The 18,962-nt window shown below is 64.8% G+C and carries 21 protein-coding genes; 2 read left to right on the top strand and 19 right to left on the bottom strand.

The annotated features are described in order from the left end of the window. Nucleotides 1–42 precede the first annotated feature (42 nt). The 4 genes from SKP52_RS07450 to SKP52_RS07435 are packed head-to-tail and all read right to left on the bottom strand — an operon-like array spanning nt 43 to nt 5,022. Nucleotides 43–2,133, bottom strand: coding sequence for a TonB-dependent receptor (locus SKP52_RS07450; RefSeq protein WP_039573472.1), 2,091 nt, complete (start codon nt 2,131–2,133; stop codon nt 43–45). Further along, the gene (gene maiA / locus SKP52_RS07445; RefSeq protein WP_039573470.1) at nt 2,130–2,774 is read right to left on the bottom strand and encodes a maleylacetoacetate isomerase; all 645 of its coding nucleotides are present in this window, start codon (nt 2,772–2,774) and stop codon (nt 2,130–2,132) included. Before maiA ends, SKP52_RS07450 begins: the two co-directional genes overlap by 4 nt. An 8-nt stretch (nt 2,775–2,782) precedes the next feature. Beyond that, nucleotides 2,783–3,811: an SO2930 family diheme c-type cytochrome gene (locus SKP52_RS07440; protein WP_039573467.1), complete on the bottom strand. Its 1,029-nt coding sequence runs from the start codon at nt 3,809–3,811 to the stop codon at nt 2,783–2,785. After that, nucleotides 3,808–5,022 carry a parallel beta-helix domain-containing protein gene (locus SKP52_RS07435; RefSeq protein WP_039573464.1) on the bottom strand — a complete coding sequence of 405 codons (1,215 nt, stop codon included), beginning with the start codon at nt 5,020–5,022 and terminating at the stop codon, nt 3,808–3,810. The genes SKP52_RS07440 and SKP52_RS07435 overlap by 4 nt, the downstream gene beginning before the upstream one ends. A gap of 96 nt (nt 5,023–5,118) precedes the next feature. Between SKP52_RS07435 and SKP52_RS07430 the strand changes: the two genes are divergently transcribed. Further along, nucleotides 5,119–5,532 carry a DUF2147 domain-containing protein gene (locus tag SKP52_RS07430; RefSeq protein ID WP_039573462.1) on the top strand — a complete coding sequence of 138 codons (414 nt, stop codon included), beginning with the start codon at nt 5,119–5,121 and terminating at the stop codon, nt 5,530–5,532. Between the two features lie 142 nt (nt 5,533–5,674). Here the strand turns inward: SKP52_RS07430 and SKP52_RS07425 are convergent, their stop codons facing one another. From SKP52_RS07425 to SKP52_RS07390, 8 genes are all read right to left on the bottom strand, one after another. After that, nucleotides 5,675–6,370: an aspartate/glutamate racemase family protein gene (locus SKP52_RS07425; protein WP_039573459.1), complete on the bottom strand. Its 696-nt coding sequence runs from the start codon at nt 6,368–6,370 to the stop codon at nt 5,675–5,677. 128 nt (nt 6,371–6,498) lie between these two features. Then, nucleotides 6,499–7,980, bottom strand: a complete 1,482-nt coding sequence (locus tag SKP52_RS07420) for an NAD(P)(+) transhydrogenase (Re/Si-specific) subunit beta (RefSeq protein WP_052207943.1) — start codon at nt 7,978–7,980, stop codon at nt 6,499–6,501. 1 nt (nt 7,981) lies between these two features. Continuing rightward, nucleotides 7,982–8,263 (bottom strand): proton-translocating transhydrogenase family protein, encoded by a 282-nt coding sequence (locus SKP52_RS07415; RefSeq protein WP_039573456.1) that lies wholly within the window; start codon nt 8,261–8,263, stop codon nt 7,982–7,984. Between the two features lie 159 nt (nt 8,264–8,422). Next, entirely contained in the window at nt 8,423–9,022 is a 600-nt protein-coding gene (locus SKP52_RS07410; RefSeq protein WP_039573453.1) for a fasciclin domain-containing protein, read from the bottom strand. A 37-nt stretch (nt 9,023–9,059) separates the two neighbouring features. Further along, nucleotides 9,060–9,665: a fasciclin domain-containing protein gene (locus SKP52_RS07405; protein ID WP_039573451.1), complete on the bottom strand. Its 606-nt coding sequence runs from the start codon at nt 9,663–9,665 to the stop codon at nt 9,060–9,062. A 107-nt stretch (nt 9,666–9,772) separates the two neighbouring features. After that, on the bottom strand, nt 9,773–10,138 hold the full coding sequence (locus SKP52_RS07400; protein ID WP_039573449.1) for a PH domain-containing protein: 366 nt from the start codon (nt 10,136–10,138) through the stop codon (nt 9,773–9,775). 3 nt (nt 10,139–10,141) lie between these two features. After that, complete coding sequence (locus SKP52_RS07395; protein WP_039573446.1) at nt 10,142–11,263, bottom strand: NAD(P) transhydrogenase subunit alpha; 1,122 nt, start codon at nt 11,261–11,263, stop codon at nt 10,142–10,144. A 10-nt stretch (nt 11,264–11,273) separates the two neighbouring features. After that, complete coding sequence (locus SKP52_RS07390; RefSeq protein ID WP_039573443.1) at nt 11,274–11,396, bottom strand: aa3-type cytochrome c oxidase subunit IV; 123 nt, start codon at nt 11,394–11,396, stop codon at nt 11,274–11,276. A gap of 247 nt (nt 11,397–11,643) precedes the next feature. On the opposite strand from SKP52_RS07390, the gene SKP52_RS07385 reads away from it, so the two are divergent. Beyond that, the gene (locus tag SKP52_RS07385; protein ID WP_039573440.1) at nt 11,644–13,077 is read left to right on the top strand and encodes a sigma-54-dependent transcriptional regulator; all 1,434 of its coding nucleotides are present in this window, start codon (nt 11,644–11,646) and stop codon (nt 13,075–13,077) included. Between the two features lie 28 nt (nt 13,078–13,105). On the opposite strand, the gene SKP52_RS07380 is transcribed toward SKP52_RS07385, so the two are convergent. The 7 genes from SKP52_RS07380 to SKP52_RS07350 all read right to left on the bottom strand — a co-directional run bounded on the left by SKP52_RS07380 (nt 13,106) and on the right by SKP52_RS07350 (nt 18,946). Next, nucleotides 13,106–13,489: a host attachment family protein gene (locus tag SKP52_RS07380; RefSeq protein WP_039573438.1), complete on the bottom strand. Its 384-nt coding sequence runs from the start codon at nt 13,487–13,489 to the stop codon at nt 13,106–13,108. A gap of 75 nt (nt 13,490–13,564) precedes the next feature. Then, nucleotides 13,565–14,695 carry a dihydropteroate synthase gene (gene folP, locus SKP52_RS07375; RefSeq protein WP_039573436.1) on the bottom strand — a complete coding sequence of 377 codons (1,131 nt, stop codon included), beginning with the start codon at nt 14,693–14,695 and terminating at the stop codon, nt 13,565–13,567. Continuing rightward, nucleotides 14,695–15,834 carry a site-specific DNA-methyltransferase gene (locus SKP52_RS07370; protein WP_039573434.1) on the bottom strand — a complete coding sequence of 380 codons (1,140 nt, stop codon included), beginning with the start codon at nt 15,832–15,834 and terminating at the stop codon, nt 14,695–14,697. Before SKP52_RS07370 ends, folP begins: the two co-directional genes overlap by 1 nt. A gap of 257 nt (nt 15,835–16,091) precedes the next feature. Then, on the bottom strand, nt 16,092–16,988 hold the full coding sequence (locus SKP52_RS07365) for an oxidoreductase (RefSeq protein ID WP_039573431.1): 897 nt from the start codon (nt 16,986–16,988) through the stop codon (nt 16,092–16,094). 28 nt (nt 16,989–17,016) lie between these two features. Further along, nucleotides 17,017–17,571 (bottom strand): ribonuclease HII, encoded by a 555-nt coding sequence (locus tag SKP52_RS07360; protein ID WP_039573428.1) that lies wholly within the window; start codon nt 17,569–17,571, stop codon nt 17,017–17,019. Continuing rightward, nucleotides 17,568–18,725 (bottom strand): bifunctional hydroxymethylpyrimidine kinase/phosphomethylpyrimidine kinase, encoded by a 1,158-nt coding sequence (gene thiD, locus SKP52_RS07355; protein ID WP_039573426.1) that lies wholly within the window; start codon nt 18,723–18,725, stop codon nt 17,568–17,570. Before thiD ends, SKP52_RS07360 begins: the two co-directional genes overlap by 4 nt. Then, nucleotides 18,722–18,946 carry a DUF1272 domain-containing protein gene (locus SKP52_RS07350; protein WP_039573423.1) on the bottom strand — a complete coding sequence of 75 codons (225 nt, stop codon included), beginning with the start codon at nt 18,944–18,946 and terminating at the stop codon, nt 18,722–18,724. Before SKP52_RS07350 ends, thiD begins: the two co-directional genes overlap by 4 nt. Nucleotides 18,947–18,962 lie beyond the last annotated feature (16 nt).

Here is an 18,962-nt window from a genome sequence, read left to right as displayed (position 1 = left end):
TATAGCCTCTTTCCGGTCTGTGAAGGTCTATCGGCGGGAGAATCAGAAAGAAACGCGCGCGCCGACCCACAAGGTCCGCGGGGTCGCGCGCTCGACGATCCCCGTCGACGAGATCGCGGCGGGCACGAGTTCGTCGAACAGATTCTCACCCCGCGCCTCGATACTGATCGCCTTGGCCAGTTTCCACGACAACCCTGCGTCGAGCGTGAGCGCATCGCCCAGTTCGAGCAGGCCGAGGTCGTCCTCATTCTGACTGCCGACATAGCGCAGCGTCGCAAAGCCGCCGAACGGGCCCCGCGCGTTGCTGCGCAGCGACACGCTGCCGCCATGCTTGGCAATCTGCGCCGGACGGCGACCGTCAAGCGTCGCTGCGCCGCCCGAAGCATCGACCTTCGCGTCGGTGAAGGCATAGGTCGCGCGTAGCGTCGCGGGGCCGATCCGCTGCTCGGCACTCACCTCGACACCTTTGCTGTCGATCGCGTCGAGATTCTGCCGCTGGTTGAGGTTCGGCGCGAGTGTGACGTTGGCGATCGCGTTCGTCAGATGATTGGCGAAGAGCGTAGCCGACAGCTTCGTGTCACCATTGTCCCAATCGACCCCAACCTCGCCGCCCCACAATCGTTCGGGTTTCAGCATTTCGTTCGCGGTCGTCACCTCGGCCCCGACGCGGAACGGGCGGTAGAGTTCGTTGAGCGTCGGCAGGCGCCAGCCGCGATAGCCGGCCGCGCGGAGCGACAGCGCATCGGACGTCCAGCGCACGCCCGCCCGGCCGCTTCCTTCCCACCCCTGCCGCGCCGCGAAGCGCAAGTCGGTGATGACGGGGCCGGCGATATTGCGTTCGAGCCGATAGCCCTGGCCCAACCACCAGCGATCGACGCGGCCGCTCAGCGTCCAGAGGAAGCCGTCATCGGCGTCGCCGGAGGTCCATTCGGCGAAAGCGCCGAGCGTATCGCTGCTTCCCCCCGCGATACGGTGGCGGCCCGGCACGCCGGCGGTAAAGAAGAAATCTTCCTCGGTCCGCCCGGTTGTGCGGCGCCAGTCGGCGCCGACCCGCAGCGGATTGGCCCCGCCGATCGCCGGACGCAACTCGAAGCGCGCGCCGAGACCGGTGGCGGGAACGCGTTGGAAGAGCGCCGGCGCCACGCTGTTCCGGCCGGCCGCGACACTCGCGAAACCGCTTTCGAAATCGCGAAGCTGGACGTAGCCGAGCGCGAGCCATTGCGTCTCACCGGCGGGATCGTGGACGAAGCGCAGGCTGGCGTCGATCCCGTCGAACTGACTTGAGGTAAAATCGGTCCCGCGGTCGCGCCGGTCCGAAAAGCCGCGCAGCGCGGCCTCGATCCGGCTGTCGTCGCCCGCGTCGAAACGAAGACGCAGGCCAAGCCCGCCCTGCTCGTAAGGCGCCGCGCGGTCGACCGAACCACGCTGTCCCTTCGCGACCGGCACGAAGCCGTCGCCGCGGCTGTAGCGCCCGTCGAGCGCGATCTGCCCGTTACCGATTTCGCCGCCCATCGACGCCGAGGCATCCCAGCTGTCGCGGCTGCCATAAGCGAGGCTTGCCTCGGCGCCGTCGGTCATTTCCGAATAGAGGCCGACCGTACCCGCGAGCGCGCCTGGGCCATCGACCCCGCTGCCGCCGCCGCGCGTAACGATGACGCCGCCGAGGTTGATCGCATCATAGGCGCTCCACGCGACCCAACCCCCGAATGGATCAGCCTGCGGTACACCGTCGAGCGTCACCAGCGCGCGCGCCGACGCATTGCCGCCGAGCCCGCGCAGCGTGACGCCCTGGCTGGTCGGATGCGCCGAACGCCCGTCGGAACGGCGGAATTGAACGAGGCCCGCCTCGTCGCGCAGACGGTTCTCGATGCGCGCTCCCAGACCCTGTTCGGGATAGGCGATCAGGCTGGAGGCCTGGACCGTATCGCTGTCGGCCGGTTGGAGCGCACCGCTCGCCCTCACGACGATGATTTCGGTCGGAATGCGCGGAACCCAGAAGCTGCAGCAGCCGCCCGCTTCTTCGGCGGCCGCCTGGTCGATGGCAACTGCAGTCGCTTCGTCGACGGCGCCGCCCTGCGCCATTGCCGCCGCCGGCAACGCCAGCGCGGCAACCCCCGCCAGAAGCCGGATCACGCTGGCTTGACCGCGTCGGGCTGCGCCCGTTGGAAAGCCTCATGCTCCATGCACGCCGCATCGATCGCGACCAGCCGGGGATAATCGGCCAGCGGCACCTCGAAACGCCGCGCATTATAGATTTGCGGGACAAGGCAGCAATCGGCGATCCCCGGCGTCTCGCCGCCCAGATAACGCCCGTCACCCGCCATCGCTTCGAGCGCCTCGAACCCTTGCGCGATCCATGTCGCAATCCAGCGCTCCTTGGTCTGCTCGTTGAGCCCGAGGTCGCGTTTCAGATATTTGAGCACGCGCAGATTGTTGAGCGGGTGGATGTCGCTCGCGATCACCTGCGCCTGCGCGAGCGCGACCGCGCGCGGCATCGCCTCTTCGGGTATCAGCCGCGGCTCGGGAAAGGCGCGGTCGAGCCAGTCGATGATCGCCATGCTCTGGATGATCGGCTCGCCGTCGACAACGAGCATCGGGACGAAACCCTGCGCATTCTGTTCCAGATAGGCGTCGCTGCGCTGCTCGCCCGCGATCAGGCTCACCTCGACGCGCTCATAATCGAGCCCTTTGAGGTTGAGCGCGATGCGGACGCGAAAGCTGGCCGAGGAGCGGAAATAGTCATGGAGGACAAGCTGGGGCGTCGGATGTGTCATGGCGCCGTCTAATGCGATGCTTTCGGCATCTCCGCAATCCATTGCCGCAGCAGCGCGGCGCCTTCCCGGTGCACCGTCGATCGCCCGACCTCGGGCATCGCGATTCCGGGATCGGTGCTTTCGAGCCGATAGATCAGGAAACTATGGTCGGGATCACCCGGCGCGATCGCGAAATCCATGCCCCCGCTGCCGCGTCCCGCCGCGGTCGGGCGCTTGCCGATGCCATAGTTCACACCCGTTGGATCGTCCGTCCAGCGCAGGAAAAGCCCGCTGTTCGACGCGCTGCCCGCCGGATTGTGGCAATGCGCGCAATTGACGTCGAGATAGGCGCGCGCGCGGGTCGCGACGCTGCCCGCCTTCGGATCGTCCCACTGCGGCATCGTCGGTTTGAGCATAGCGGGGTTTTCGAAATAGAGGCTGCGCAACTTGTCGGACGCTGCCGGATCGAGAATGAAGTTCCGCGCCTTCGGACCGATCGGGACGATCTCGCCGCCGAGGCTATGACATTCCTTGCACTGATTCTTGTTCGGCACCGCATAGCGAATGCTGTGCGCCTCGCCATCGGGGCTCTTGAAACTCACCGGCACGCGGCGTCCGCCGAGCGAGAGCGTCGCATCCTTGCCATCGGCGTCCCAGATATAGGGCAGCGCGGTCCAGCCCGACGCGCGGCGGATCAGCAGGCGCGTCTCGACCGGGCGGCCGCCATTGACGTCGTTCCACCCGAAGCTTTTGACGAGCACCGTGCCGACCGGAAACGCAATTGTTCCGTCGGCCGCGACCAACGCCTTCTGGCCCGCCGGGATCGAGATGAAGCGATGCTTGTCGGTATAATCGCTGAACAAAGGCGCGCGCAGCGTATAGCCGATGCCCGCCGCGGGCGTTTTCGGATCGTTGCCGCGAAACAAGCCGAACGCCGACAGCTTCGGCGGCATGCTGTCACCATCGATCAACGCCTGATCGACGGTTTGCGACGGAAGCGCCGCTCCACCGCTGGCACTAAGCAGCGCCGCGGCGACCGCAGCAAAGACGCGTTTCACCGGACCTTTGCCTCCATGCTTTCGGGCAGCTTGATCGTCGGCAGCGCCGCGGGCAGCGCGCCCTTCGACAGGTCGGCGGGTGCCGGCTTGGCCTCGCTCTGCGGCGTTTTCACATCGGGCAGGTTCAGCGACAGGACACCGACCGGATCGAGCACGACGGCATCGCCCGCGCCGTCCCACAGCACCGGGGGGATGCTGCCGCCCATCGCCGCCGCGATCATGTCGCCGCCCGCGAATTTGGGCGCATAGCCCGCCTTGCCATGCTGGTTGCCGCGCACGACGATTTGCCTCGGCAGCGGCTGATATTTCGGGTCCTTATGCTCATAGCGGTAGCCGACGATCATCACGTTAGCTGTGCCGTTGTTGTCGAACACATTGTCGAAAATCTCGACATTGCGGTTCGCCATCACCAGCACGCCGGTGCCCGTCGGCACGCTCGCGACGATATTGCCCTTGGGCGCGAAATTCGGCGTGCTGTTGTCGTTCACGATATTTTCGAAGACGCGGACATTGTGCCCGCCCTGCATCGGCAGGCTCGGCAGGTCGAACACCAATATGCCGCCGGTGTTCTTCGTCGCGATATTGTCGTGGACGTCGGCGTCATAGCTGTTCTCGATCTCGATCCCCGCGACATTTTCGGTCGCGATCGAATCGCGGACGACGATATTCTTCGACTGGCCCACGTAAATGCCCGCATCCGACGCGCCGCGGACGAAAACGCTGTCGATCAGCACATCGCTGCTCTCGACCGGATAGATGCCGTACGCGCCGTTGGTTTCCTTTGGCCCCGCGGTCCATTCGACGCGCAGCTTGTGATAGACGATGCGGTCGGCGCCCTTCGACTTGATGCCGTCGCCTTTGGTGTTGAGTACCGCGAACCCCGTCAGGAATACGTCGTCCGAGGTGACGAGCAGCCCTTCGCCCGCGCCCTGCTGGCCAGCAAAGTCGAGGATCGAGCCGCCCTCGCCCGCCCCGGCTCCGCGCACGGTGACATTGGCAACGTCGAGCGAAAGCCCATCGGTCAGCTTCCACACGCCCGCGCCCAGTTGAACCGTGTCGCCGGGCTCGGCGAGAATCAGCGCCTCTTGCAGCTTTTCATTGGCGTCGGACGTTGTTGCACCGACGCTGATCACTTTCGCCGCCGCCGGACTGGCGGCAAATCCCGCCACGATGCAGAGCGTCGCCGCGTGGCGCAGGGCATGGAATCGCATATGTCTCTCCCCTTATTTTCGGGGAGCATGGTGCAAGACTTGACGGATGCCAAGCGTGTTGCTGACATATGTGTAGCTAACCGGGGAGAGGTCGCTTTGATTCACAGATTTGCTTTGGCGCTTGTCGCCTTGATAGCCGTGCCGTCGATGGCGGCGGCGCCCGCGCCGATTGCCGGACGCTGGAAAACCGACGATGGCAAAGGTATCGTCGTGATGGCCGCATGCGGCAACAAGATGTGCGGGCGCGTCGAGCGCCTGCTGATCAAGCAGCCCGTCGGCGGCCAGCTCGACGAGCGCAACCCCGACAAGGGAAAGCGCGGCCGCAAGGTCACCGGGCTGCAGATCTATTGGGATCTCGTCCCGCACGGCGACGGCTGGAAAGGCGAAGGCTATAGCCCCGAGGACGGCCGCTATTACAAGGCCCATCTGCGCGTGAACGGCGGCAAGATGACGATGAAAGGCTGCGTCTCGGTATTTTGCCGTACGGTAACCTGGACGAAGATGTCATAAACCTGATCCTCCCTCTGCCGCAGGCATGGGGAGGTGGCAGCGCGTAGCGCTGACGGAGGGGCTACAGCGTGACGTTGCCGCCCCTCCACCACGCCCTTCGGGCGGTCCCCTCGCCATCGCTTCGCGACAGGGAGGATTTTTTTCACCCCTCGCCCAAAATCCAGTCGACCCCCGCCGCAACATGGATGCGCGTCGTGTCGTAGATCGGCAAGACATTGGCGTCGGTGTCGACGAGCATCACCAGTTCAGTGCACGCGAGGACGATGGCCTGGATATCCTGCTTTGCGATGTCGGTGATGAAGGTCTTCATCGTACGGCGCGAACTTTCGTTCACCTTGCCCAGCATCAGCTCCTCATAAATGATCCGGTCGATCTCGTCGGTCCGCGTGGTGTCATAGGGCGCGAGCGTCAGCCCATGACGCACCAGCCGCTGGCGGAACCATGCCTCGGTCGTCACGTTGCGCGTGCCGATCACCGCGGCCGCCTTGATCCCGTCGGCCTTCATCTTCTCGCCGGTTTCGTCGACGATATGCAGGATCGGGATCGAGATCGCCGCGGCAACATCCTCGGCAACCTTGTGCATCGAATTGGCGGCGATCATCAGCGCGGTCGCGCCGGCCGCCTCTAGCCGCTGCGCCGAGGCGATCAGCACCTCTTTCGCGTGCGCCCAGCCTTCGGGCGTCGTGATGCGCGACAGATCGCAATAGTTGAGGCTCTCCATCACGATCGGCGCCGAACAGGCGGTGCCAAGGCGCTTCTGCACGCCCTTGTTGAGATGCCGGTAATAAAGCTCGGTCGATGCCCAGCTCATTCCCCCGATCAGGCCGATTTTGCGCATTTCATCTCCAGAATAACAATAATCCGTTCGCCCTGAGCTTGTCGAAGGGCCGTTCTTCTACCCGGTAGAGGAAAAAACGGTGCTTCGACAAGCTCAGCACGAACGGAGTTTTGATCGGACCGTCGGATTTAATGCCCGCTGCCGCTGAGCGCTTTGACGATGTCGTCGGCCATCTTCTTGGCGTCGCCGAGCAGCATCATCGTCTGGTCCATATAGAAGACGTCGTTGTCGACGCCGGCATAGCCGACCCCGCCCATCGAGCGCTTCACGAACAGCACGGTCTTGGCATTGGCGACGTCGAGGATCGGCATGCCGTAAATTGGCGAACTCTTGTCCGTCTTCGCCGCGGGGTTGGTCACGTCGTTCGCGCCGATGACGAAGGCGACGTCGGCCTGCGCGAATTCGCCGTTGATGTCCTCCAGCTCGAACACCTCGTCATAGGGTACGTTCGCTTCGGCGAGCAGCACGTTCATGTGACCGGGCATGCGGCCCGCGACCGGATGGATCGCATATTTGACCGTCACGCCTTCCTTCTTCAGTTGGTCGGCCATTTCACGCAGCGCATGCTGCGCCTGCGCAACCGCCATGCCATAGCCGGGAACGATGATCACCGTGTCGGCCTGGCTCATCAGGAAGGCCGCGTCCTCGGCGCTGCCCGGCTTCCACGGGCGCTGTTCCTTCGACCCGCCATCGCTCGGCCCCGCATCGGCGCCAAAGCCCCCCGCGATGACGCTGATGAAGCTGCGGTTCATCGCGCGGCACATGATGTACGACAGGATCGCACCCGACGAGCCGACGAGCGCGCCGGTGATGATCATCGCGGTGTTGCCGAGCGTGAAACCCATCGCCGCCGCGGCCCATCCCGAATAGCTGTTGAGCATCGACACCACGACCGGCATGTCGGCGCCGCCGATCGGGATGATCAGCAGGAAACCGATCGCGAAGCTGAGCCCCGTGATCGTCCAGAACACCCACGGCGACTGGTCCTGCGTGAAATAAGCCGTCAGCGCGACGATCGCGGCGAGCGTGCCGAGATTGATGACATGCCGCCCCGGCAGCATGATCGGCGAACCCGACATATTGCCGTTGAGCTTTAGGAAGGCGATGACCGACCCCGAGAAGGTGATCGCGCCGATCGCGATGCCAAGCCCCATTTCGACGCGGCTGACGACGTGAATCTGACCCGCAGCATCGGCGATGCCGAACGCGACGGGGTTGAGATAGGCAGCGGCCGCAACCGCGACAGCGGCGAGACCGACAAGGCTGTGGAAAGCCGCGACAAGCTGCGGCATCGCCGTCATCGCGATCCGTCGCGCCATCACGATGCCGATGACGGCGCCGATCCCGATCGCGACGAGGATTTCGACCAAGCCGATCGTATCGAGAAGGCCGCCGGCGGTGGCCGGGGCATGGGTGAGCAGCGTGGTGACGACCGCTATCGTCATGCCCGCCATGCCGAAACGATTCCCGCTTTGCGCCGTCGCCGGGCTCGACAGTCCGCGCAGGGCAAGGATGAACAGGACGCCCGCCACCAGATAGGCGACGGCGGCCCAGGGATTTACGGCGCCGTGCCCGCCGGTCGCGGCGGAAAGGATCGACTGAAATTCCATCTCAGCGCTCCTTCTTCTTATACATCGCGAGCATACGCGCGGTGACGGCAAAGCCGCCGAAGATGTTAATGCTCGCCATCACGACCGCGGCAAGCCCGAGCCATTTCGACGAGGCAGATCCCGCGGCGGCGCTGGCGATCAGCGCACCGACGATGATCACCGACGAAATGGCGTTGGTGACGCTCATCAGCGGTGTGTGCAGCGCCGGGGTCACCGACCAGACGACGAAATAGCCGACGAAGCACGCCAGGACGAAAATCGAAAAAATCGCGATAAAATCCACGGGCTCGCTCCCCTGCTGATTCCGTTTCGCGCACCTCTTGCCGTGGCGATGCTGGCGTGTCGACTCCAAAGCGGCCAAAAAGAAGGGCCCGCATTCCCTCAGGCGAGAAATGCGAGCCCTTTGTGACACAAAATATCGCTGCGCCAGAGCGCCGGGACATTACATTTGGGGCAGAAGTACCGCGTCGACCACATGGACGACGCCGTTCGACTGGCCGAGGTCGGCCGCGGTCACCGCCGCCTTGTTGCCGCTGCCGCTGGTCAGCAGGATCGTATCGCCATTCTTTGTCGCGGTCAGCTCCCGTCCGTCGACGGTCTTAAGAAGTGCCGTGCCGCCGCCTTCGGTGATCTTCGCGGCGAGATCGGCCGCGGTCAGCTTGCCAGGCACGACATGATATTTGAGCACGCTCGCGAGCACTTCCTTCTGTGCGGGGCGCATCCAGCCGTCGCGCGTCACCGGCGGCACCTGCGCAAAGGCTGCATCGGTCGGCGCGAAGACGGTGAAGGGTCCGACGCCCGACAGCGTTTCGGACAGGCCCGCCTGCGTCACAGCGGCGGCCAGCGACTTATGGTCGGGCGCGGCCGACAGGTTTGCGGCGATGGTGCTGCTCGCCAGCATCTGCGACGGAGCGGCAGCGGGCGCGGGCGCCGTATCGCTACCGGCGACAGTCGTTGTCTCGGCCGGCGTGTCGGTCTTGCTGCCACAACCCGACAGCGCGAGCGCGGCCGCTGCAGCCGTCAAAATCAGATGTGTTCTCATATCTATATCCTTCAAAAACGGACGCAGCGGCCTCGTATCAGCCGAGGGTCGGCATCAACACGCCGTTGATGACGTGAATGTTACCGTTCGACTGTTCGACGTCGGGCTGGGTAATGAAACCGCTGCTGCCCTGCGTGCCGTCGACCTTGATGTTGCCCTGCACCTCGGTGAAGGTCAGCGTTTCGCCCTCGACGGTGGCGAGCGTCGCCTTGCCGCCGCCAGCCTTGATCTTCGCGAACAGATCCTCGGACGTCACGCGGCCGGGGACGACGTGATAGGTCAGCACTTTCGCGAGCGATTCGGTGTTGCCGGGGTTCATCAGCCAGTCGGTCATCTGCTGCGGAACCGCGGCAAAGGCCTGGTCGGTCGGCGCGAAAAGGGTAAAGGGCTGGCCGGCCAGCTTGTCCGAAACGCCCGCAGCGGTCAGCGCATTGGCCAGCGTCTTGTGGTCGGGCTTGGCGGCGATTTCGAGCGCGATGCCGGTCGGCTGCGCGGGGGCGGCCGGTGCCGCGGCTTCAGCCGGAGCAGCCGCATCGGCGGCGACTTCGGTCGCTTCGGCCGGGGCAGCGGTTTCCTGCGCGTAAACGGGCGACAGGGTGGCAAGCACAAGGAGGGGAGTGGCGAAAAGCTTCGCAGACGACATCAATCATTCTCCAATTGGTTGAGAGTCAGGGTTGGAAGACCCTGAACGCATAGTAACCAAGGGAAGTTTCATGAAAAGGCCGAAAACGGCCATTTTCAACGATTGTGTCAGCGGACGACGATCAGTTGCGCCATAAGTTGCTGGATTTTCTGCGGATCGCTCTTGCGCGAAATCTTGACCTCGAGCGGCGTCGCGGCGCCCGACACCCAAACTTTCATATCGGCATCGAGGTCGAAGGTGCCCGCCGTTTCAAATGAGAAACGCGTGACCGAACGCCAAGGGATGCTCTGGAAATCCTTCTTCGATCCCGTCAGCCCCTGAACATCGACAAAGATGAAACGAAGGTTCGTCAGCAGCACCGTGTCGCGGATCGTCCGGAACGCCGCGAGTACCTGCTCACCCTCGATCAACCACGCCTGGAATTCGGCCTGTGCGCCGGCAATGTCGATATCCCCGGCGCTGAACAGGCCCATGATTTAGCCCAGCAACCGCTCGTTGACGACCTTGCCGCCCTGCGTCAGGCGCACCGCATTGCCGATTTCCTCGTCGAGCACGGGTTTGCCGGCGTCCTTATCCCAGAAGGCGGAGAGGAAGTTGAACAGGTTGCGGCTGAACAGCGCGCTGGTGTCGGCGGGCATCAGCGCGGCGATATTCTTCGCGCCGATCACGGTGACGCCGTGGATGCGCTTCGCCTCGCCTGATACCGACCCTTCGACATTGCCGCCGCTTTCGGCCGCCATGTCGACGATCACGCTGCCGCTGCGCATTGTCGCAAGCTGCGCGTCCGAGATCAGCCGCGGCGCGGGGCGCCCCGGAATCAGCGCGGTGGTGATGACGATGTCCTGCTTGGCGATGTGCGACGACACGAGTTCGGCCTGCGCCGCTTTATATTCGTCGGACATTTCGGTCGCATAGCCGCCCGCGCCCTCGCCCTCGATCCCCGCAACGGTTTCGACGAAGATCGGCTTGGCGCCGAGCGACATGATCTGTTCCTTGGTCGCAGCACGCACGTCGGTCGCGCTGACCTGTGCGCCGAGGCGGCGTGCGGTCGCGATCGCCTGAAGCCCGGCGACGCCGACGCCCATCACGAACGCCTTCGCGGCGCTGACGGTGCCCGCGGCGGTCATCATCATCGGAAAGGCGCGGCCATAGGCGTTCGCCGCGATCAGCACCGCTTTATAGCCCGCGAGATTCGCCTGGCTCGACAGGATATCCATCGACTGCGCGCGCGTGATGCGCGGCATGAATTCCATCGCCAGCGCTTCGAGCCCCAACTTCGCATATTCGTCGACGCGCGCGCGTTCGCCGAACGGGTTGAGCCCGGCGGCGAGCCAGGCGCCGTCCGCAAAGCCCGAAAGCCCCTTGGGATCGGGGCCCTGAATCGCGAGGATGATGTTCGCGCCCTGCAGCGCGTCGGCGCGGCTGCCAACGCTGGCGCCTGCGGCGCTATAGTCTGCGTCGGCGATCGAAGCCTGCTCGCCCGCCCCCGATTCGACGGCAACATCAGCGCCCAAACCAATGAATTTCTTCACGGTTTCGGGTGTGGCGGCTACGCGGGTCTCGCCTTCGGCGAGCTCCTTCAGGACGGCGATGCGCATGCCGGTCCGGTCAGGACGCGATGAGCAGGACGACACCGATGGTGACGACCGCGGTGATGATCGAGCCGATCTTGAACAGGCTGATGAAACCCGCGTAGGTTTCTTCGGCTGCCTTCATTTCCTGCTGTGCCATCGTTTTTCCCCTTGAACGGCCATATCTGTGCGCGAACGCACAGCGCGGCGCCTAGAATCGGTTATCGCGCCGGTCTTAGCCACGCGCCCCGCGATGCTCAAGTGCGGGTTTGTGGACAGGGACCCTAGACTTCGCTGCGGGAAAAGACGAATGCCCTTAATCGCCCTTTTACCCCTATCGGATAGATATGCAGCCCTCAGCAGAACAAACCCAAAATAATGTCGGTTCAGGGGGCAGATTCGAAACGATGACGAACACGCGCGACACGCGAATGGTGATGATTGTCGACAGCGAGCCTGCCCAGCAGCGCTTTCTGGCGGCGCTGGTGTCGCGTGGCGGCTGGCGCAGCGTGATTGCGGCCGACACCGATACCGCACTCGCCAAGCTCGGCACCCAGGAAGGCATGGCGCTCGACGCCGTGCTCGTGGACCAGGGCGCACCGGGCATGGATATCTCCGAATTCGTCGGCGAACTGCGCCGATGGCGCCCCGCGCTGCCGCTCGTCGTCATCACGATGCGCAACGGGGTCGAGGTCGCGGTCGGCGCGATGCGCGCCGGCGCGAGCGACTTCGTCCAGAAACCCATTGCCCCAGACCGCCTGCTCGAAGCGCTCGACCGCGTCGTGTCGACCAGCGGCCCGCAGGGCGAGCTTCGCCCGCTGACCGAAAAGCTGCGCGCACCGCTCGCGTTCGAGGAAATCATCGGGTCGAGCCCCAACTTCCGCAGCGCGCTCGCGATCGCCGCCAAGGCGGCGCGCGCGCGCGTGCCGGTGATGATCAACGGCAAGCCGGGAACGGGCAAGGAAGTCTTTGCCCGCGCGATCCACAGCGCATCGCCCCGCGCGCGCGGCCAACTCGTCATGGTCGATTGTTCGGCGGTGTCGCCGGGCCTCATCGGCTCGGGCCTGTTCGGCCACGAACGCGGCGCCTTTGCGGGCGCCTTCGACCGCCAGGTCGGCCGCCTCGTCCAGGCCGACGGCGGCAGCATCATCATCGACCATGTCGAATGCATCCCGCTCGAAACGCAGGCGAAGCTCGTCGAATTCCTGAACAGCGGCGAAGTGCAGATGATCGGCGGATCGATCCGCCAGAGCGTCGACGTGCGCATCATCGCGACGAGCACGAGCCCGCTCGACAAGCTGATCGAGGCCGGTCACTTCCGCGAAGACCTGTTCTACGCGCTGTCGAGCGCGCAATTCACCCTGCCCTCGCTTTCGGAGCGCCGCGGCGACGTCGGCCCGCTCGCGCGCCACCTGCTCGCACGCATCGGCGGCCTGCCGGGGATGGGCCCGATCGGCGTCACCGACGACGCGCTGCGGCTGCTTGCTGCCTATGCCTGGCCGGGCAATGTCCGCCAGTTGCAGGACGTTTTGTTCCGCGCCGCGGTAAACAGCACCACCGACGTGCTCACCAGCGCCGATTTCCGCGCGATCGAGGCGACGCTCGGCGGCGGCAGCCCGAACGGCGAAGGCGAGATTGCGATCAACGGTGAAGCGATCGGCGTCACGCTCTACCTGCCCGACGGCAACCTTCGCCCGCTCGAGGAAATCGAAGCCGACGTCATCCGCCTCGCGATCGGCCATTATCGGGGCCGGATGAGCGAAGTCGCCCGCCGCCTCGGCATCGGGCGCTCGACGCTGTATCGTAAATTGAGTGATCTGGGGATCGATACGGCCGCCTGACCGACCAAGATCGGTCAGGCGTTATCGGTCAGGCGTTGGCAATCGACTTCAGAATATCGTCGGTCGACTGACCGGTCAGCGTCTTGGCAATCTCGCCCACCAGCGCGGCTTCGAGCGCCTTGTGATAGAGTTTGCGCATTTCGCCAAGCGTGCTCGGATCAGCGACGACCACCAATTGCTTGATCTTGTTCGATAACACCGCCGCGTTGAGCGCCTCTGCGACCGATGCGGCATGGCCCGCTTCCTCATTCTGGCGCGGGGTGTCGCCCTGCCCGGCATTATGCGCCGATTCATCGCTCGTCGACAGGTCGACGGCTTTCAAACTCGGGTCCTGTTCGGTGCCGCTGTTGTGAAACAGCTGAAACTGGGTGCCGTCGGCGACGACGACATATGAGCCGGTGGGAAGTTGCATGAATATCTCCTGGGATTGGCGCCGTTGCGGCGCCATCGGTCCGGGAAGATACGCGGGAGGTGGGTGAGGGTTGCTTCAGACGGTCAGCGCCGCATCGCGCAGCCCACGCCAGACGCGCAGCGCCTGCCGGTTCTCGGCAATGTCGTGGACGCGCAGCAGCTGTGCACCCTGCGTCGCCGCCTGATAATGCAGCGCGATCGTCCCGCCGAGCCGCTGGTCGGCCGCCGCCTCATTGTCGAGCGCGCCGATCATCCGCTTGCGGCTCGCACCGAACAGGACCGGACAGCCCAATGTTTGAAACAGCGCAAGCCCGCCCACCAGCGTCAGATTGTCGCCAACCCCCTTGCCGAAACCGAGACCCGGATCGACGATGATCTTCGTGCGGTCGATCCCGGCGGCAATGCACGCCGCAACCCGCTCCGCGAGCATGTCGTACACGTCGAACAGCACATGCGCGTACGTCCCGCCCTCGTGCGGGTCGCTCCTGGCCGACGGCGCGTGCATCAGCACGACCGGGCAGCCCGCGTGCACGACCACCTCCATCGCGCGGTCGTCGTAACGCAGCGCGGAGATATCGTTGACGATCCGCGCGCCGGCGGCCAGCGCCGCCTCCATCACCGCGGCCTTGCGCGTGTCGATCGACACCGCGACGCCGCCGCGCGCAAGCGCCGACACCACGCCCTCGATGCGCTTGATCTCATCGCCTTCCCAGACGAGCGGTGCGCCGGGGCGCGTCGATTCGCCGCCGACGTCGATGATTGCCGCGCCCGCCGATCCCATCGCGAAGCCTGCTTCGGCCGCCGCTTCGCTGTCGACATTTTTGCCGCCGTCCGAAAAACTATCGGGGGTTACGTTCAATATGCCCATCAGTTGCGGCTCGTTCAGCCGGATCGTCCGCTCGCCGAGCTGAAGATTGCCGCGCGGGCGAGCGACGCCGGCGCGTTGCGCCACCGCGGCCTGTGCCATCCGGTCGGTCATCGCGGCGATCCAGCCGTCCCATTCGGGAACCGGAACGATTGCCGATTTGACCGTCAAGCCATCGCGCAGGCTGATGTGCCACGCCGCGAACCACACCATAGAGTCGGCGACCCGCAAACAATCGTCGTCGAGCTCGTGCGGCCGATCGACGAAGCAGGTCGGGCGGCAATAGATTTGCGCACCCGCCGACGCGGTGCCGAGATCGGGCTTGGTCAGCGGCTGGAACATTACGCCTCGTTCGCCAGCAACCAATCCTGCCGGACCGCGTCGATTTCGCGCAGCCCGTCCTTCGTCTCGACATGCCAGAAGGTCCAGCCGTTGCAACTCGGCGCGCCCTGTACCGCCGCACCCATCTTGTGGATCGACCCCGCGGCCTGCCCTTCACAATCGAGCGAGCCGTCGACGCGGACTTTTGCTTTCCAGCGACGCTTCGTGTCGGTGAGCACCGTTCCCGGCGCGATCAGCCCGCCCTCGACCAGCGTGCCGAATGCAACGCGCGTCGCGGCCTTCGGCGCCATCATTGTCTTCACAGCGCTTTCGTCGAGCGGCAGCGCCATTTCGATGCGCTCCTTCGCCGCGGCGATATAATCATCCTCGCGCTCGATGCCGATATAGTGTCGGCCAAGCCGCTTCGCGACCGCGCCGGTGGTGCCGGTGCCGAAGAAGGGATCGAGGATCACGTCGCCGGGGTTCGAACAGGCGAGCAGGATGCGATAGAGCAGCGCCTCGGGCTTCTGCGTCGGATGAACCTTGCTGCCGCCCTTCTTGAGCCGCTCCTGACCGCCGCAAATCGGGATCAGCCAGTCAGACCGCATCTGAAGTTCGTCGTTCAACGTCTTCATTGCGCGGTAATTAAAGGTGTAGCGCGCCTTTTCGCCCATCGACGCCCAGATCAACGTCTCATGGGCATTGGTGAAGCGTGTGCCCTTGAAATTGGGCATCGGGTTCGCCTTGCGCCACACGATATCGTTGAGGATCCAATAGCCCTGGTCCTGAAGCGCGGTGCCGACGCGGAAGATATTGTGATAGCTGCCGATCACCCAGATATTGCCGCCGGGTTTCAGGATGCGCTTCGCTTCCTTCAGCCACGCATGGGTGAAGCGATCATAGGTCGCGAGGCTGTCGAACTTGTCCCATTCGTCATCGACCGCATCGACCTGGCTGCCGTCGGGGCGATGGAGGTCGCCGCCAAGCTGAAGATTATAGGGCGGATCGGCGAAGATCATGTCGATGCTCGCGGCGGGCAGCGACCGCATCATCTCGATGCAATCGCCCTGCAGGATGCTGTCGAGCGGCAGGTCAACGGGCGCCGCTTTCGCTGCGCGCTGCTTCGCAACCGGGGTCTTCACCCGTTCCATCACACCCATGCTTCACCCCATTCTTGCTCGAAAGAAGGCCCTGATGAGTCCAGCGGAGTCCGCCGTCAAGCTCAGGAGTCTAGGGATTCCGCCTCTCTAACTGGTTAACGCGATGAGAACGAAACGAGTCTGACACACCATATGGAGTCGCGCGCGACTCGCGGACTCAACCACTGGTGGTGTGGCGATGAGGACTCACTCGCGAAAAATAATTCAATTTGGTCCTGCGGATGGTCCCCCTCCCAATCGCTTCGCGACAGGGAGGACTAAATCCCCGGATCAACGCCCGTCAGCTCAATCGAACGCATCCACAGCTCGCGCGCCAGCTTCGGATCGCGCGCGGTGCGCGTCGCGCGCGCCGGGCCCGAACGCCCCGACACTTCGCCGAGCCCCTGCGGCCCCAGATAATCGCCGCCCTGCACATGCGCGCCCGTCGCCGCCTGCAGCGTCGGCCACGCTCCCTGCGCCGCGCTGTTGAAGAAAGGCCCGGCGAGCGGCGTCATCGCGCGGAGCGGCATGGGCAAATGCCGCGTGAGTTCGGTCAGCGCGACCCCCGGATGGCATCCGATCGCCTGCGTCGCGCGCCCCGCGGCGCTCAGCCGCCGGTCGAGTTCGAACATATGGAGCAGGTTCGCGAGCTTGCTCATCTGGTAGCGCGTCCAATTATGATAACTGCGCCGCGCGCCAAGGTCGCTGTAATCTATCGCCCCATTTTTGTGCGCGATGCTGCCGGTGATGACGATGCGGTCGTCCACATGTGGATGAAGCAGCCCGGTCAAGGCAAAGGTGCCGAGATGATTGACCCCGAATTGCAGTTCGAAGCCCTGTTTGGTAAGCGTTTTGGGCGGAATCATCACCCCGGCATTGTTGATGAGCACGTCGATCCGTGGCCCCGCGAGCACCACTTTCGCCGCATCGCGGACCTGATCGAGATCGGCAAGATCGAGCGGCTGGAACGACAATTCGGCATTGGCCACATCCACGCGGATGCGGTTCATCGCCGCCTCGGCCCGGTCGGAATCGCGGCACGCGAGGATGACATGCGCGCCGCGCGCTGCCAGGATTTTGGTGGCTTCGAAGCCGATCCCGGCATTGGCACCGGTGACAAGGACGGTGCGGCCGGTCTGGGCCGACACATCGTCGGCCGTGAATCCCCTGCTCATCGCCGTCTCCCCTTTTGGCTCGTGGGCTTCAGACCAGCTGCATTTGTGCGACCGGGGCAAAACTGGTCCGATGGAGCGGCGTCGGGCCATGCTGGCGCAGCGCCGCGAGATGCTGCGCGGTACCATAACCCATGTTGGTTTCCCAGCCAAAGCCGGGAAAATCGCGGGCCATCGCCACCATGAAGCGGTCGCGATGCTCCTTCGCGATGATACTTGCCGCCGAAATGCAGGGATGCAGCGCGTCGCCGCCGATGATCGCGGTCGCGGTATAGCGCCAGCGCGGCAGCCGGTTGCCGTCGACGAGTATCTCGGCGGGCTCGATCCCCAGCGCCTCGACCGCGCGCGTCATCGCGAGGAAGGTCGCCTGCAGGATGTTGATGCGGTCGATCTCCTCGACACTCGCCTCGCCGACGCCCCAGCGGCAACGCGTCTTGATCTGCGCCTCCAGTTCGGCGCGGCGTTTCGCGGTCAGCCTTTTGGAATCGTCGAGCCCGTCGATCCCGCCCTCGCAGAGCAGCACCGCTGCAGCCACCACCGGCCCCGCGAGCGGCCCGCGCCCGGCCTCGTCGACGCCGACGATCATATGCGCCACGGCGGATAGCGCCGATATTCGGCCGCCTGATACAGGCACAGCCGATTGCCGGCGGGATCGGCCAAGCGCGCCTCACGCCAGCCCCATTCCTCATCCTTCGGCATCTGCTCGAACCGCACCCCGCGCCGCGCGAGATAGGCGACCCACGCATCGAGCGCGCCGCTTTCCAGATAGGCGGTCGCGCCGCCCGCCGCGCCATCGCCGACATGAATAGACAGCGTCACCCCATTGGCGGCCTCGAACCGCGCATAACCCCCAATTGCTCCGGCGCCGGGACTATCGACGATCTGCTTGAGCCCCATCTGCTTGTAGAAGGCGACCGACACCGCATAGTCCGTCGCGGGCAGCGTTATCTGGTTGAGCGCCGGGCCGGTGAACAGCCCGTCGTTGCGCACATATTGCTGTCCCATCGGGCCATAGCCCTGCCCCAGCCCCGGTGCATCGTGCAGCGAAAGCCGCACGAAATCGCGCGCGCGTGCAATCGCGGGTTCGAGCGGCATACCCTGCGCCAGCCCCGTCGCGATCGCGCTCGCCAGCGTGCAGCCCGTGCCATGGCTGTGCTTCGTGTCGATCCGCGGCGCCTCCCAACGCGCGACCTCGCCCTCACCCGTTTCGAGCAAGCGGTCGATCACCGTCTCGCCCTCGGCATGGCCGCCCTTGATGAGTAGCGAGCAGCCGTGCGCGAGCACCGCCTCCTCGCCGCCGAGCGCTTCCAGCTCTGGCAGATTCGGCGTCGCCACCATCGCGCGGTCGAGCAACGCGCGAAACGCGTCGATCGTCGCCGCGTCGGCGAGAACCGAGCCGCTGGTTGCGACCATCACCGGATCGAACACCAGCGCCGCTTGCGCCAAGTCAGACTGCGACAATCGCTCCGCCACTGCGGCTGCCGTTTCGGCGCTGCCGATCATCCCGATCTTGATCGCGTCGACGCCGATATCCGACGCAACGCTGTCGATCTGCGCAAGCACCATAGCGGTCGGGACCGGATGGACGCCCTGCACCCCCAGCGTATTCTGCGCCGTGATCGCGGTGATCGCGGTCATCGCGTGGCCGCCGAGCATCGTGACCGCCTTGATATCGGCCTGAATCCCCGCGCCGCCGCCGCTGTCAGATCCGGCGATGATGAGCACGCGTGCGGTGGTCACCCCTTATGCTTTCGCTCCGTCGAAGCGGGAAATTTCGCCAGCGCCGCACCTTCGCGCAGCGGGCGGTCGAGCAAGTCGCCACCGCAATTGGGGCAAATTTCGTCGAGCTTGTCGGCGCAATTCGCGCAGAAAGTGCATTCGAACGAGCAGATGAAGGCGCCATGGACATTGGCGGGCAAATCCTTGCCGCATTTTTCGCAATCAGGTCGCATCTCAAGCATGGTAAGTCTCTTTCGG

This window comes from Sphingopyxis fribergensis, from assembly GCF_000803645.1.
Lineage (GTDB): Bacteria > Pseudomonadota > Alphaproteobacteria > Sphingomonadales > Sphingomonadaceae > Sphingopyxis > Sphingopyxis fribergensis.
Note: the sequence above shows the minus strand (reverse complement) of the source record. Positions and strands in the feature narration are given on the sequence as shown.

What these genes read in the sequence shown, in the direction of transcription:
- SKP52_RS07395 (WP_039573446.1), bottom strand. Translation starts at nt 11,263, where the DNA reads ATGCGCATCGCCGTCCTGAAGGAGCTCGCCGAAGGCGAGACCCGCGTA.
- SKP52_RS07420 (WP_052207943.1), bottom strand. Translation starts at nt 7,980, where the DNA reads ATGGAATTTCAGTCGATCCTTTCCGCCGCGACCGGCGGGCACGGCGCC.
- SKP52_RS07360 (WP_039573428.1), bottom strand. Translation starts at nt 17,571, where the DNA reads ATGATCGTCGGCGTCGACGAGGCCGGGCGCGGGCCGCTCGCGGGGCCG.
- SKP52_RS07410 (WP_039573453.1), bottom strand. Translation starts at nt 9,022, where the DNA reads ATGAGAACACATCTGATTTTGACGGCTGCAGCGGCCGCGCTCGCGCTG.
- SKP52_RS07385 (WP_039573440.1), top strand. Translation starts at nt 11,644, where the DNA reads ATGACGAACACGCGCGACACGCGAATGGTGATGATTGTCGACAGCGAG.
- SKP52_RS07405 (WP_039573451.1), bottom strand. Translation starts at nt 9,665, where the DNA reads ATGTCGTCTGCGAAGCTTTTCGCCACTCCCCTCCTTGTGCTTGCCACC.
- SKP52_RS07390 (WP_039573443.1), bottom strand. Translation starts at nt 11,396, where the DNA reads ATGGCACAGCAGGAAATGAAGGCAGCCGAAGAAACCTACGCGGGTTTC.
- SKP52_RS07380 (WP_039573438.1), bottom strand. Translation starts at nt 13,489, where the DNA reads ATGCAACTTCCCACCGGCTCATATGTCGTCGTCGCCGACGGCACCCAG.
- maiA (WP_039573470.1), bottom strand. Translation starts at nt 2,774, where the DNA reads ATGACACATCCGACGCCCCAGCTTGTCCTCCATGACTATTTCCGCTCC.
- SKP52_RS07365 (WP_039573431.1), bottom strand. Translation starts at nt 16,988, where the DNA reads ATGAGCAGGGGATTCACGGCCGACGATGTGTCGGCCCAGACCGGCCGC.
- SKP52_RS07435 (WP_039573464.1), bottom strand. Translation starts at nt 5,022, where the DNA reads ATGCGATTCCATGCCCTGCGCCACGCGGCGACGCTCTGCATCGTGGCG.
- SKP52_RS07400 (WP_039573449.1), bottom strand. Translation starts at nt 10,138, where the DNA reads ATGGGCCTGTTCAGCGCCGGGGATATCGACATTGCCGGCGCACAGGCC.
- SKP52_RS07350 (WP_039573423.1), bottom strand. Translation starts at nt 18,946, where the DNA reads ATGCTTGAGATGCGACCTGATTGCGAAAAATGCGGCAAGGATTTGCCC.
- SKP52_RS07425 (WP_039573459.1), bottom strand. Translation starts at nt 6,370, where the DNA reads ATGCGCAAAATCGGCCTGATCGGGGGAATGAGCTGGGCATCGACCGAG.
- folP (WP_039573436.1), bottom strand. Translation starts at nt 14,695, where the DNA reads ATGTTCCAGCCGCTGACCAAGCCCGATCTCGGCACCGCGTCGGCGGGT.
- SKP52_RS07370 (WP_039573434.1), bottom strand. Translation starts at nt 15,834, where the DNA reads ATGGGTGTGATGGAACGGGTGAAGACCCCGGTTGCGAAGCAGCGCGCA.